Origin of the sequence: Pseudonocardia terrae, from assembly GCF_021343995.1 — a bacterium.
Taxonomy (GTDB): domain Bacteria; phylum Actinomycetota; class Actinomycetes; order Mycobacteriales; family Pseudonocardiaceae; genus Pseudonocardia; species Pseudonocardia terrae.
This window is the reverse complement of the sequence record NZ_JAJTTE010000002.1, coordinates 140582-153814: the sequence shown is the minus strand read 5'-3', so window position 1 is coordinate 153814 and position 13233 is coordinate 140582. Positions and strand designations below refer to the sequence as shown.

General features: G+C 75.3%; 14 protein-coding genes. 6 read left to right on the top strand and 8 right to left on the bottom strand.

The genetic code is table 11. The features are described from left to right. Positions 1–159: 159 nt before the first annotated feature. Entirely contained in the window at positions 160–639 is a 480-nt protein-coding gene (gene ybaK / locus LWC33_RS02025; protein ID WP_233302391.1) for a Cys-tRNA(Pro) deacylase, read from the top strand. Between the two features lie 11 nt (positions 640–650). On the opposite strand, the gene LWC33_RS02020 is transcribed toward ybaK, so the two are convergent. Beyond that, the gene (locus LWC33_RS02020) at positions 651–1349 is read right to left on the bottom strand and encodes an alpha/beta hydrolase family protein (protein WP_233302390.1); all 699 of its coding nucleotides are present in this window, start codon (positions 1347–1349) and stop codon (positions 651–653) included. After that, entirely contained in the window at positions 1346–2158 is an 813-nt protein-coding gene (locus LWC33_RS02015) for an SOS response-associated peptidase (protein ID WP_233302389.1), read from the bottom strand. Before LWC33_RS02015 ends, LWC33_RS02020 begins: the two co-directional genes overlap by 4 nt. A 102-nt stretch (positions 2159–2260) precedes the next feature. On the opposite strand from LWC33_RS02015, the gene aroA reads away from it, so the two are divergent. The 4 genes from aroA to LWC33_RS01995 are packed head-to-tail and all read left to right on the top strand — an operon-like array spanning position 2261 to position 6876. Continuing rightward, positions 2261–3541 (top strand): 3-phosphoshikimate 1-carboxyvinyltransferase, encoded by a 1281-nt coding sequence (aroA, locus tag LWC33_RS02010; RefSeq protein WP_233302388.1) that lies wholly within the window; start codon positions 2261–2263, stop codon positions 3539–3541. After that, positions 3538–4563, top strand: a complete 1026-nt coding sequence (gene rsgA / locus LWC33_RS02005; RefSeq protein WP_233302387.1) for a ribosome small subunit-dependent GTPase A — start codon at positions 3538–3540, stop codon at positions 4561–4563. The genes aroA and rsgA overlap by 4 nt, the downstream gene beginning before the upstream one ends. A 38-nt stretch (positions 4564–4601) precedes the next feature. Next, positions 4602–5444, top strand: a complete 843-nt coding sequence (locus LWC33_RS02000; RefSeq protein WP_233302386.1) for an SCO4651 family lipoprotein — start codon at positions 4602–4604, stop codon at positions 5442–5444. A 22-nt stretch (positions 5445–5466) separates the two neighbouring features. Then, positions 5467–6876, top strand: a complete 1410-nt coding sequence (locus LWC33_RS01995) for a serine/threonine-protein kinase (protein WP_233302385.1) — start codon at positions 5467–5469, stop codon at positions 6874–6876. Between the two features lie 21 nt (positions 6877–6897). Here the strand turns inward: LWC33_RS01995 and LWC33_RS01990 are convergent, their stop codons facing one another. Both LWC33_RS01990 and LWC33_RS01985 read right to left on the bottom strand, forming a co-directional pair. Continuing rightward, positions 6898–8043: an RNA polymerase sigma factor gene (locus LWC33_RS01990; protein WP_233302484.1), complete on the bottom strand. Its 1146-nt coding sequence runs from the start codon at positions 8041–8043 to the stop codon at positions 6898–6900. Between the two features lie 8 nt (positions 8044–8051). Then, positions 8052–8459, bottom strand: a complete 408-nt coding sequence (locus tag LWC33_RS01985; protein ID WP_233302384.1) for a YciI family protein — start codon at positions 8457–8459, stop codon at positions 8052–8054. Between the two features lie 181 nt (positions 8460–8640). On the opposite strand from LWC33_RS01985, the gene LWC33_RS01980 reads away from it, so the two are divergent. Next, complete coding sequence (locus LWC33_RS01980) at positions 8641–9120, top strand: DUF1707 domain-containing protein (protein ID WP_233302383.1); 480 nt, start codon at positions 8641–8643, stop codon at positions 9118–9120. 19 nt (positions 9121–9139) lie between these two features. Here the strand turns inward: LWC33_RS01980 and LWC33_RS01975 are convergent, their stop codons facing one another. From LWC33_RS01975 to LWC33_RS01960, 4 genes are read right to left on the bottom strand one after another with little or no spacing between them, the layout of a single operon-like run. After that, on the bottom strand, positions 9140–10057 hold the full coding sequence (locus LWC33_RS01975; protein ID WP_233302382.1) for a crotonase/enoyl-CoA hydratase family protein: 918 nt from the start codon (positions 10055–10057) through the stop codon (positions 9140–9142). Continuing rightward, entirely contained in the window at positions 10054–10851 is a 798-nt protein-coding gene (locus LWC33_RS01970; protein WP_233302381.1) for an enoyl-CoA hydratase/isomerase family protein, read from the bottom strand. Before LWC33_RS01970 ends, LWC33_RS01975 begins: the two co-directional genes overlap by 4 nt. Before the next feature lie 13 nt (positions 10852–10864). After that, on the bottom strand, positions 10865–11965 hold the full coding sequence (locus tag LWC33_RS35725) for an acyl-CoA dehydrogenase family protein (protein ID WP_233302380.1): 1101 nt from the start codon (positions 11963–11965) through the stop codon (positions 10865–10867). After that, positions 11962–13179, bottom strand: coding sequence for an acyl-CoA dehydrogenase family protein (locus LWC33_RS01960; protein ID WP_233302379.1), 1218 nt, complete (start codon positions 13177–13179; stop codon positions 11962–11964). Before LWC33_RS01960 ends, LWC33_RS35725 begins: the two co-directional genes overlap by 4 nt. Positions 13180–13233: the final 54 nt, after the last annotated feature.

Below are 13233 nucleotides of genomic sequence, written 5' to 3'. Positions count from 1 at the left end.
GAGCCTGCGGGGGTCGAGCGTACGCGCCCGCGACGTGACGGGCGCGGCCGAGCCGGTCGGGCCGCGACCGGGGCGTCCATCAGTGCTGAGGTCACGTACGGTCTCAACACCTCCGGCCGGGCACCGATTCCCGGCCGGCGCGTGAGGAGGGCGGGACGAGTGGCAGGGCGGGGCACTCCGGCGACGGCGCTGCTGACCAGGAAGAAGATCGCGCACACGCTGCACTCGTACGAACACACGGGCGGGGCGGCCTACGGCCAGGAGGCCGTCGACGCCCTCGGGCTCGAGGCCGGGCGGGTGTTCAAGACGCTCGTCGCCGAGGTGGACGGGAACCTCACCGTCGGGGTGGTCCCGGTCGACGCCACCCTCGACCTCAAGGCCCTCGCCGCCGCCGTCGGGGGGAAGAAGGCGCGCATGGCCGAGGTCGCCGACGCCGAGCGCGCCACGGGCTACGTCGCGGGCGGGATCTCGCCGCTCGGGCAGAAGAAGCGGCTGCCGGTGGTGGTCGACGCCTCCGCCTCCTCCTGGGACACCGTGTTCTGCAGTGCCGGGCGGCGGGGGCTGGAGGTGGAGCTGGCGCCGGGCGACCTGATCTCCGCGGTCGACGCGCGCACCGCCCCCATCGCCGCGCGGGGGTAGGTGGGTCGCGGCTACGGGAGGTGGCGGGAGAGCCAGTCCGCGACCGCCTTCTCCACCGCCGGGACGTCCTTCTTCAACGAGTGGTCGCCGGGCAGCAGGACGACCTCGCGGGTGGGTGTGGGTTCGGGGCGGCCGAAGGGGTCCGACTCCCCCTGCACCACCAGCACCGGGACCGTGACACCGTCGATCTCCGCCCTGCGGTGCTTCTCCGGCTTGCCCGGCGGGTGCACCGGGAAGGCCAGGCAGACGATCCCGACCGCCCCGCCGGCGGCGGCGCACCGGCACGCCACCCGGGCGCCCGAGCTGCGGCCCCCGAACAGCAGCGGCAGTCCCGCGAGCAGCCCGCCGACCGCACCGCCGGAAGCGTCGGCATCAGTACCCGCCGCGACACAGTCCTCGGCACCAGCGACGTCGCCGCTCCCACGCAGCACTCCCACCACCGCCTCCCAGGCGGCGTCGAGCTGTGTCGCGGGGGCGGGGGCGCGGCGGCCCGCGACCCGGTACGGCTGCTCCACCAGCACCACGTGCAGGCCGGCGTCGAGCGCGGCGCGGGCGGCGGCGCGCAGGTCCGGCGCGTCGACCCCGCCCCCGGCCCCGTGCCCCATCAGCAGCGCGCCCCGCGGGGTGCCCGGTGCCCGGCGGACGTGGACGCGGGCCGGGCCGTGCGGTGTGGGGACCTCGGCGACCTCGGCGGGCCTGAGGTTCGTCACCCGAGCAGGTCCAGCTGGATCGGCTCCTCCACCTGCGACGGGTCGAGGGGCTCGAGCAGCTCCTTGCCGTTGTTCCTCACGCTGTTGACCTTGTCCGACACCGGCACGATGTCGAGCATGCCCACCAGGTCGGGCGACGGCGGCGCGAGCCAGCGCTTCACCTCGTCCGTCTGCGCGTCCGAGTCGGGGTCGAGCCACGCGTCCCACGCGTCCGGCGGCAGCACCAGCGGCATGCGGTCGTGGACCTGGGCGAGCGGGCCGACGGCCTCGGTGGTGAGCACGGTGCAGGTGACCAGCCCCTCGGGGAACTTCTCGAGGAGCTCGCCCTCCTTGGGCCGCCAGAACTCCCACAGCCCGGCCATCGCGAGCGACCGGCCGTCCTTGTAGTGCGTGAAGTACGGCTGCTTGGTCGCCTTGTGGTCCTTGGTCGCGGCCCGGCGCTGCCACTCGTACCAGCCGTCGGCCGGGAGCAGGCAGCGGCGCGCGGCGAGGGCGCGGCGGAACGCGGGCTTCTCCGCGGCCGTCTCGCTGCGCGCGTTGATCATCCGGGCGCCCGTGGACGGGTCCTTCGCCCACGACGGCACGAGCCCCCAGCGCACGAGCCGCAGGCTGCGCTCGGTGGTGTCCGGGTCGGGGTGGCCGTCCGCGTCCCGCGGGTGGCGCTGCACGACCGCGATCACGTCCCGCGTGGGCGCGACGTTGTAGTCCGGCCGCCGCTCCTCGCCGGCCTTCTCCGTGACGGCGTCGACGGCGGTGAACTCCTCCGCCAGGTCCGTCGGCGCCTTCGTCGAGGCGTACCTCCCGCACATGGCTCCATCGTGGCACGACCCACCGACGGTCCGTCCGGACACGACCCGGACACGAGCCGGGGGCGAGCCCTCGCCGTCGCACGGATGCGGAATCATGGGGTCGTGGCCCAGCCCAGCGCCCCGACCGGCCCCTACACCGCGCCGACGGCGAGCGGACCCGTGCGCGGGACGGTGTCCGTCCCCGGCTCGAAGTCCGTCACCAACCGCGCGCTGCTGCTGTCCGGGCTCGCGCAGGGCCGCTCGGTGGTGCACGGCGTGCCGGCCACCCGCGACTCCGCGCTGATGTGCGGGGCGCTCCGGTCGCTCGGGGTCGGGGTCCGGGTCGACGGTGAGACCGTCACGATCGACGGCGGCACCCTCGTCGGCGGCGGCGCGGTCGACTGCGGGCTGGCCGGCACCGTGATGCGGTTCGTCCCGCCCGCCGCGGCCCTGGCCGACGGCGCCGTGGTCTTCGACGGCGACCCGCACGCCCGCGAGCGCCCGATGGGCACCGTCCTCGACGCCCTGCGCGCCCTCGGCGCGGTGATCGACGGCGACCGTCTCCCGTTCGTCCTGCACGGCGCGGGCGGCCTGCCGGGCGGCGCGGTGACGATCGACGCGTCGGCGTCGAGCCAGTTCGTGTCCGGCCTGCTGCTCTCGGGCGCCCGCTTCGACAAGGGCGTGACCGTCCACCACGACGGCAAGCCGGTGCCGAGCCTGCCGCACATCGACATGACCGTGGCGATGCTCCGCGAGGCGGGGGTGGCCGTCGACGACGCCGAGGTGAACACCTGGCGCGTCGAGCCCGGCCCGATCGCGGCGCGGGAGTGGGCCGTCGAGCCCGACCTGTCCAACGCCTCGGTCTTCCTCGCCGCGGCCGCGGTCACCGGCGGGGAGGTGACGGTCGCGGGCTGGCCCGCCGGGTCCACGCAGCCCGGCGCGGAGATCCTCGAGGTCCTGGCGCGGATGGGGGCCACCGTCGCGGCGTCCGACGCGGGCATGACGGTCTCCGGCCCGGACCGGCTGCGGGGCGTCGACGTCGACCTGCGCGAGGCCTCCGAGCTCACCCCCACCGTCGCCGCGCTCGCCGCCCTCGCCGACGGACCCAGCGTGATCCGGGGCGTCGCGCACATCCGCGGGCACGAGACGGACCGGCTGGCCGCGCTGCGCACCGAGCTGGGCGCGCTCGGCGGCGCCGTCACCGAGACCGAGGACGGTCTGGAGATCCGGCCCGCCCGGCTCACGGCGACCGAGCGCCCCTGGGGTGCCTACGCCGACCACCGGATGGCAACGGCCGGCGCGATCCTCGGGCTCGTCGTCCGCGGGATCCGGATCGACGACGTGACCTGCACCGACAAGACCATCCCGGACTTCCCCGGGCGCTGGGCCTCGCTGGTCGCGTGAGTCGCCCGCGCCAGTACGACGAGTCCGACGTCCGGATCCGCCCGGGCCGCGGCTCCCGCCCGCGCACCAAGCGCCGCCCGGACCACGCCGACGCCGAGGAGGCGATGGTCGTCGCGGTCGACCGGGGCCGCTGGACCTGCGCCCCGGGCGGCGACGCCGAGCGCCCGCCGGTCACGGCCATGCGCGCCCGCGAGCTGGGGCGCACCCCGATCGTCGTCGGCGACCGGGTCGGGCTGGTCGGCGACCTCTCCGGCGCGCCGGACACCCTCGCCCGGATCGTCCGGGTGGAGGAGCGGCGGACCGTGCTGCGCCGCACCGCCGACGACACCGACCCCTTCGAGCGCCTGGTCGTGGCGAACGCCGATCGCCTCGTGATCGTGACGTCGCTGGCCGAGCCGGAGCCGCGCACCGGGTTCGTGGACCGCTGCCTGGTGGCCGCGTACGCGGGCGGGCTGGAGCCGGTGCTCTGCCTGACCAAGGCCGACCTCGCCGACCCGGCCCCCTTCGCGGCGCACTACGCCGAGCTGGAGTTCCCGGTCGTCGTGACACGCCGCGACACGACGCCGGACGAGTTCGCCGCGCTGCTCGACGGGCGCGTCTCGGCCCTGGTCGGGCACTCCGGCGTCGGCAAGTCCACCCTGGTCAACGCCCTGCTCCCGGACGCCGGGCAGCGGACCGGCCGGGTCTCGGGCGTCGGCAAGGGCCGGCACACCACCACCGCGGCGCTGGCCCTCCCGCTGCCCGCCGGGCGCGGCTGGGTGGTCGACACCCCCGGTGTGCGGTCCTTCGGGCTCGCCCACGTGACCCCCGACGACGTCATCGCCGCCTTCGACGACCTCGCCGCCGCCGTCGAGGACTGCCCGCGCGGCTGCGGACACCTCGGGCCGCCCGCCGATCCGGAGTGCGCGCTCGACGCGCTGGTCGCCGAGGGGGCGCTGCGTCCGGGACGGCTCGCCGCTCTGCGCCGTGTGCTCGTCGCACTGCGGGCCGCGCCGCCCGGTGCACTCACAGTGGACCGATAGTCTCCGAGGCCTTTCCCGGCTGATCGAGGAGGCGGAAGGTGCCGCACCGCAGTGCGTCGGCAGCGGGGCCGTCCCGCAGGCCGCTCGCCCTGGTGCTCGCGGCGATCGCCGTCCTCGTGATCGGGGCGGGGGTCGTCTCGTGCGCCCGGGGCAACTCCGAGGACTCCGCCGACCCGCACGGCCTGCCCAAGTACTACGCCGCCGCGGACCTGCTCACCGTCGTCACCCAGCGCCAGCGCGCGGACCGCACGGCCCACCTGCGGCTCTCCGGCCGCATCGACGCCGGGGAGGGCGCCGCCCCGACGGCCCTCGGCGGCGACGGGGCGCTGCGCGTGGAGCAGGGCGGCGGCCTCTCGGTGCAGTTCACGCAGACCCTCAGCCCGCCCGGGCGCGCGCCGCAGAGCACGGCGTTCCTGGTGCTGCCCACCGGGCAGGTGTGGCGCCAGGGCGGATCCGGCTGGACGCGGATCGACGAGGCCGCCACCGGCACGCCGGAGAAGACCGTGGCGACCACCGCGGCCAACGTCGTCGCGAGCGCCGATCCCACCGCCAACCTGGCCCGCTACCGGGACGCCGCGCTGGTCGCCGACGCCGCGGACGACACCGTGGAGGGTGTCCCGGCGGTGCGGTACCTGGTGGTCGTCGACCTGGTGCGGGCCGCGGAGCTGGAGCAGGACCCGGCGGTGCGGGACGCGCTGCGCGCCCAGGCGGGGGCCGGCGTCACCCGGATCTCCTCCACGCTGTGGGTGGACGCCGCGAACCGGCCCCTGCGCAGCGAGACCCGCCAGACCATGCCCGGCATCGGGACACTGGTCCTGACCTCGGACTACCGCGACTGGGGCACCCCCGTGGCGATCGCCTCCCCCGGGGCCGCCGCCTGAGCGGATGCGGTTGACTGGGCCCGTGCCCGGCTCCCGCGTCGATCCGCGCAGCATCGGCGGCTTCACGATCACGCGGCTGCTCGGTGAGGGCGGGATGGGCCGGGTCTACCTCGGCCGGCGCGGCGGGGTGCAGGCAGCGGTGAAGGTCGTCCGGGCGGAGCTGGCGGGCGACCCGGAGTTCCGCGCCCGGTTCGGGCACGAGATCGCGGCGGCGACCCGCGTCCGGAGCCCCTACACCGCGTCGCTGCTCGGAGCCGACGCCGACGGCGATCCACCGTGGATGGCCACCGAGTACGTGCCGGCGCCGTCGCTGCGCGAGGCGGTCGGGATCCACGGGCCGATGCCCGCCGAGCAGGTCCGGCTGCTGGGGATCGGGCTGGCCGAGGCGCTCGCCGCGATCCACGCCGCGGGGGTCGTGCACCGCGACCTCAAGCCGGGCAACGTCCTGCTCGGCGCCGACGGGCCGAAGGTGATCGACTTCGGGATCGCCCGGGCCGCCGACGCGACCGTGCTGACCCGCACCGGCGCCGTCGTGGGCTCGCCGGGGTTCATCGCGCCCGAGCAGATCACGCACGCCCGCTGCGAGCCGGCCGGCGACGTCTTCGCCCTCGGCGGGGTGCTCGCCTACGCCGCGACCGGCCGGGCCCCGTTCGGGACCGGCGACGTCAACGCCCTGCTCTACCGCACCGTCCACGGCGAGCCCGATCTCGCCGGCATCCCGGAGCCCCTGCTCGGGGTGGTGCGGGCGTGCCTGGACCGCGACCCCGCCCGCCGGCCGACGACCGAGCGGGTCCGCGCGACCCTGTCGTTCGGGCCGCAGGACCGCCCGGTGGACGGCTGGCTGCCGGCCGCTCTGGAGCCGACGCCTCCACGTCCGGTCGCGCGGGCGCCGCGGTGGAAGGTGCCGGTGGCGGTCGGGGCTGCCGTGACGGTGCTCGCCGCGGCCGCGGTGGCCGGGGTCCTCGCCCTGCGCGGCGACGGCGATCCAGGGCCCACGGCGGCCCCACCCACGACGGTGCCCACGGCGGCGGCGACGAGTGCGGTCCCCGCCACCACGCCGCCGTCCGACGTCCGGGTGTCGGCCGAGCCGACCGGCTTCAGCAGCCCCAGCGGCAACATCGCCTGCTCCCTGCAGCCCAACTCGGTGCGCTGCGACATCGCGCAGGCCGAGTGGGACCCGACGACGGTCCCGGACCGGCCGGCGGAATGTGCGGGCGTGTGGGGCGACTCGCTGCAGATCACGGGCACCGACCGCGCCGACTTCGCGTGCCACTCCGACACGGTCTTCGGCACCGGCCCGGTGCTCGACTACGGCCGCGCGCTGCGGGTCGGCGACGTCACCTGCACCAGCCGGCAGACCGGCGTCGAGTGCCGGGTCGGGGCGAGCGGGCACGGCTTCGGCCTCTCCCGCACCGCGTACCAACTCTTCTGACCGTGCGGACGGCGCGACCGCTCAGCGACCCCGGCGGGCGTTGAGCCGGGCGGCCTGCCGGGTCAGGTGGTCGCGTTCGGCGAGATTGGGTGCACACCGCGCCGCCTCGGCGTACAGCCGAGCCGCGCGCGCCAGGTCACCGTCGCGTTCGTGCAGGTATGCCGCCACCGCGGTGTAGCGGGGCAGGGAGTCGTCCAGCGCCGCGAGGGCGGCCAGGCCGGCGCGTGGTCCGTCCGCCTCGCCGACGGCCACCGCCCGGTTGAGCCGAACGACCGGGCTGTCGGTCAGGCGCGCGAGCTCGTCGTACCACTCGACGATCTGCGGCCAGTCGGTCTCCCCGGCGGTCGGCGCATCGGCGTGCAGCGCCGCGATGGCGGCCTGGGCCTGGAACTCCCCCAGCCGGTCCCGGGCCAGCGCCGCCTGGAGGATCTCGACGCCCTCGGCGATCGACCGAGTGTCCCACCGGCCGCGGTCCTGCTCGGCGAGCGGCACCAGGCTGCCGTCCGGGCTGGTCCGGGCGGCGCGCCGCGCGTGATGGAGCAGCATGAGGGCGAGCAGCCCCGCCACCTCCGGGTGGTCGATCGCCGCCGCGAGCTGCCGGGTGAGCCGGATGGCCTCGCCGGCCAGGTCGACGTCGCCGGAGTAGCCCTCGTTGAACACCAGGTAGAGCACCCGCAGCACCGTGGCGACATCGCCGGGCCGGTCGAGGCGCACGCCGGAGACGGTGCGCTTGGCCCGGCTGATGCGCTGCGCCATGGTCGCCTCGGGCACCAGGTAGGCCTGCGCGATCTGACGGGTGGTCAGCCCGCCGACGGCGCGCAGCGTGAGCGCGACCGCCGACGAGGGCGTCAGGGACGGGTGGGCGCACAGGAAGTAGAGCTGGAGCGTGTCGTCAGCCGCGGGGGCGGGCCCGGGCTCCGGCTCCCCCTCGACGAGGTCCTCCCGCCGGCGGCGGGCGGCGTCCGCCCTGGTCGCGTCGAGGAACTTGCGCCAGGCGACGGTGACCAGCCAGCCCTTCGGGTCCCGCGGCGGGTCGGCCGGCCAGGCGCCGAACGCCTCGACCAGCGCGTCCTGCACGGCGTCCTCGGCCGCCGCGAAGTCGGCTCCGCGGCGGACGAGGATCCCGAGCACGCCGGGCGTGAGGCTCCGGAGCTGGGCCTCGTCCACCGGGGAGGTCACTCCGTGACGGTCGGGTGTGCGGCCAGGAACGGACGCAGCTCGAGCCACTCGTGGATCGGCCTCCCGCCCGCCCCGGGCGCGGCAGACAGCTCACCGGCCAGCTCGACGGCGCGCTCGTGGCTGTCGACGTCGATCACCATCCAGCCGGCGATGAGGTCCTTGGTCTCGGCGAACGGGCCGTCGGTGACCGGCGGGCGGCCCTCGCCGTCGAACCGGACGAACGTCCCCTCCGGAGCGAGCGCCTGACTGTCGACGAACTCGCCCGTCCCCTCGAGCCTGGCCGCGAAGTCGTTCATGTACTGCACGTGGGCCGAGACCTCCTCGGGGGTCCACCGGTCCATCGGCACGTCGTTGATCGCGGCCGGGGCGCCGCGGTAGTGCTTGAGCAGCAGGTACTTGGCCATGGCGGTTCTCCTCGGTGCTGGTGCGACCCATCGTGGCCGCGCGCACCCCGGGGACGGAGCCGGTCCCGGATTCTCGACATCGCGCCCCGAACTTCTCCCGACGACGTCGTCGGGCCGCAGTACGGATCCACGACGCGCGGCGTCGGCCGTCCCCGGCGCGGTGTGGATCCATAATGCTGTCATGACCACGGGGGGCGACGGCGCGCTGCGGATCGGGACGGCCGAGCGGGAGGCCGCCGCGGCGGCGCTCAACACGCATCTGGAGGCCGGCCGCCTCGGCGTCGAGGAGTACGCGGACCGCTCTGCGGTGGCGGCCAACGCCGTGACCGCCGCCGAGCTGACCGCCCTGTTCACGGACCTGCCGGAGCCGCACCCGCGGCTGCCCGGCAGCGGAGGCAGCGCTCCGGCCGTCCGGCCGCAGGCGGCGGTACAGCAGCGCGGTTTCGGCGGCAGCTGGGGCACGCGGATCGCCGCCGCCAGCCCGATCGTGGCGCTGGTCCTGTTCTTCGTGCTCAACGCCGCGGGTGTGTCGATGGCGTGGCTCGCCTTCCTGCTGATCCCGCTCGTCGGGGCCCTCGGGTTCTCCAAGGACCGGCAGGAGGCGCGCGAGCTGGAGCGCGAGCAGCGCCGGGCGCTCCCCGAGGAGCGCCGGGACGGCTGAGCCGCCCCGGCGCCGGAGCTCAGTCCATCCCGGCCGGCCGGCTCGGCCAGCGCTCCAGGATGTCCGGGTAGTCGGCGCTCACGGTGTTCGGGAAGGCGGGCGCCCGCTTCTCCAGGAACGACTGGACGCCCTCGACCACGTCGGCGCTCTGCCCGAGCCGGTAGATCGCCTGCGAGTCGACGCGGTGCGCCTCCCACGGCGTGTCCGCGCCGAGCATCGCCCACAGCATCTGCTTGCTCACCGCGACCGACACCGCGGACGTGTTCTCCACGATCTCCCGCGCGATCCCGTAGGCGTGGGGCAGCAGCTCGTCGGGCGGGAGGACCTTCGACACCAGGCGGCCGGCGAGGGCCTCCTCGGCGCCGAACACCCGGCCGGTCGCGACCCACTCCATGGCCTGCGAGATGCCGACGATCCGCGGCAGGAACCAGCTCGACGCCGCCTCGGGCACCAGGCCACGGCGGGCGAACACGAAGCCGAACTTCGCCGTCTCCGAGGCCAGCCGGATGTCCATCGGCAGGGTCATCGTGGCGCCGATGCCCACGGCCGGCCCGTTGATCGCGGCGATGACCGGCTTGCGGCACGCGGCCGTGGTCAGCGACGTGACGCCACCGCCGTCCCGCGGGGCCCCGCCGATGGTGCCGATGTCGCGGCGCTCCGCGGCCCGGGCCGGGTCGTCGGCGTTGAACGTCGCCCCGCCCCGCTGCAGGTCGGCGCCGGCGCAGAAGCCCCGCCCCCGCCCTGTGACGACGACGGCGCGCACCGCGTCGTCGGCGTCGGCCGCGGCGTAGGCCCGGACCAGCTCGCGCATCATCGTGGTGGTGAAGGCATTGAGCCGGTCCGGCCGGTCGAGCGTGATCGTGGCGACCCCGTCGGAGACCTCGTAGGCGATCTCGGTGTAGGCCTGCTCGGTGATCGGCTCCTGTGTGCTCGTCACTTGACTGCCCACTCGCCCGTGAACACCGGCTCCCGCTTGGCCATGAAGGCCTCGAAGGCCGCCGGCGCGTCCGTGCCCGCGAAGTTGATCGTCTGGGCGCGGGCCTCGCTCTCCAGCGCCTCGCGCAGCGTCTTGTCGGTGTTCTCGTTGAGCATCCGCTTGGACTGGGCGAGCGCCATCGGGGCACCGGCGGCGAGCGTCTTGGCCAGGTCGGCCACGAACGCGTCGATCGAGCCGGGCTCCACGACGTAGGTCACCAGGCCGAGCCGCTCCGCCTCCTCGGCGCCGATGATCTCGGCGAGCAGCGCGAGCCGCTTGGCCTGCTGCAGCCCCACGATCTTGGGCAGCAGCCAGGACCCGCCGAAGTCGAGCGACAGCCCGCGCTTGGCGAAGATCTGGGAGAACCGGGCGTCGCGCTCGGCCACCACCAGGTCGCAGCCCAGCGCCAGGTTCCAGCCCGCCCCGACCGCCACGCCGCTGACCTTCGCCACGGTCGGCATCGGCAGGCTGTGCAGCGCCATCGCGATCTCGTTGATGCGGTGCATCCGGCTCAGCGGGTGCCCCCCGGCCGGGCCGCCGGACAGGTCCGCCCCGGCGCAGAAGTCGCCGCCGGCGCCGGTCAGCACCAGCACCCGGACCGACGGGTCCTTCGCCGCGTCGGCGAAGGCCGCCTGCAGCCCGTCCCAGGTCTCGGCGTTCACGGCGTTCTTGCGCCGCGGCCGGTTGATCGTCACCGTGCGGATCCCGTCCGCCGTCTCGACGAGTACCGGGTTCTCGGTCGTGCTCTCGGTCATGTACAGCCCTTCCTCAGACGCCCAGCCGGTCGGCGAGCCGCGCCCGGTCGCGCCCGGGGGCCCCGAACAGCAGTTCCGTGCTCTTGGCCCGCTTGTAGTAGAGGTGCGCGTCGTGCTCCCAGGTGTAGCCGATGCCGCCGTGGTACTGCACGCACGCCTCGGCGGCCTTGAAGTACGCCGGCCCGAAGAACGTGGCGACGAGCGCGGCCGCGACCGGCACCTCGTCCGGGGCCTCGTCGGCCGCCCAGGCCGCATAGCGCAGCGCGGACAGACCCAGCTCCCAGTCCGAGTGGACGTCGGCCAGCCCGTGCTTCACGGCCTGGTAGGAGCCGATCGCCCGGCCGAACTGCACCCGCACCTTGGCGTAGTCGGTGGCCATCTCCAGCACCCGCTGCAGGCCGCCGAGCTGCTCCGCCGCCAGCGCGATCGTGGCGAGGTCGGCGACCCGCTCGAGCGCACCCGCGGGATCGGCCGACTCGAGCTTCCGCGCGGGCGCGCCGCGCAGCACGACCCGGGCGAGTCGTCGCGTCGGGTCGAGGGTGGTGAGCGTGGTCCGCTCGACGTCCGCGGCCTCGACCCGGAACCAGACGGGCCCCTCCGGTGTGGTCGCGACAACGAGGAACACGTCCGCCAGGTCGCCCGCGACGACCGGCGTCTTGATGCCGTCGAGGGTCCAGCCGTCCCCGGACGCCGTCGCGGTGGTGGCGCCCGGCCCCCACGGCGTGCCGGGCTCGGCCACCGCGACGGTCGCGATCAGCTCGCCGGAGACCAGCTTCGGCAGTAGCTCCCGGCGGGCCTCCTCGTCGTCGAGGGCGAGCAGCGCGTCGGTGGCCAGAACGGCCGAGCCGAGGAACGGCGTGGGCGCGAGCGCCCGGCCGAGCTCCTCCTGCACCACGGCCCGCTCGACGTGCCCGGCGCCGGCGCCGCCGTACTCCTCGGGCACGACCAGCCCCAGTACGTCGAGATCGCGGCCGAGCCGGGTCCACAGGTCCCGGTCGACCCCCGTCTCGGACTCCATCGCCGCGCGCACCTGCGCCGACGCGGCCCGGTCCGTCAGCAGGTCGCGCACCGCCGCGCGCAGGGCCTGCTGCTCCTCGGTGAGCACGAGTCTCACTTCTGCGTCCCCACCTTCAGCTCGCGGAACGGGACGCCCCGGTCCACGGACGGCTCCTTCGGCAGGCCGAGGACCCGGTCGCCGATGATCCCGCGCTGGATCTCGTTGGTCCCGCCGGCGATGCTCGACGACGGCGTGGAGGTGATCCCCAGGGCCACCGCGGCCCCGGCGGCGTCCTCCGGGTCCCAGGCCACGATCTCCGGCCCGGCGATCTCGCCGACCGTGTCGACGGCGAGCCGCGCCAGCATCGAGCCGGCCAGCTTAGCGACGGAGCCGCGCGCCCCGGGCGCGATGCCCGCCGCGGCCTCCTGGCGCAGCCGGACGTTGAACAGCTCGAGCACGCGCTCGCGCATGTAGAGCTCGGCCAGCCGCTCCCGGGTGGCCGGCTCGCCGGACACGCCCTGCCGCTGCGCCAGCGCGGTGACCGCGGTGAAGTCGAGCGGGTTGGTCTTGGGGCGGCGCCGGGACCCGATGGAGACGCGCTCGTGGCCCAGCATCGTGACGGCGGCGTGCCATCCGTTGTTGACCTCGCCGATCACGGCGTCGGCCGGGATCCGCACGGAGTCGAAGTAGATCTCGTTGAACGGCGCCCGGCCGGACATGTCCTTGAGCGGCCGGACGGTGACCCCGGGCGCGTGCATGTCCAGCACGAACATCGTGAGCCCGGAGTGCTTGGGCCGGTCGGGGTCGGTGCGGGCGAGCAGCGCGCCGAAGTCCGCCCACTGGGCGTTGGTGGTCCACACCTTCTGCCCGTCGACGACCCACGAGTCGCCGTCGAGGACCGCGCGGGTCTGCAGGCTCGCGACGTCGGAGCCCGCGCCCGGCTCGGAGAACAGCTGGCACCAGATGTCCTCGCCGCGCAGCAGCCGCGGCAGGTAGCGGGTGCGCTGCTCCGGGGTGCCCAGGTCGTTGACCGTGGGCCCGCACATGCCCATCCCGATCGTGAACGGGTAGGTGGGCAGCTCGTACTCGGCCTCCTCGTCGGAGAAGGCCTGCTGGTAGGCCGTGGAGAGGCCACGGCCACCCACGTCCTGCGGCCAGGTGATGCCGGCGAACCCGGCGTCGTACAGCGCGGCCTGGAAGGCGCGCGCGGCCTCGATGTCGGTGACCGGCGACGTGGCCGGCGCGTGTTCGCGGAGCCAGGCACGCGCCTGCTCGCGGAACGCGTCGAGATCGGGGGGACTCCCCGTCGCGAGAGTGGTCGCCGCAGTCATCCGCTTACCTCCCGGCGTCGCTGACGGACCTTTGAACGATCACTCGTTAAGTTA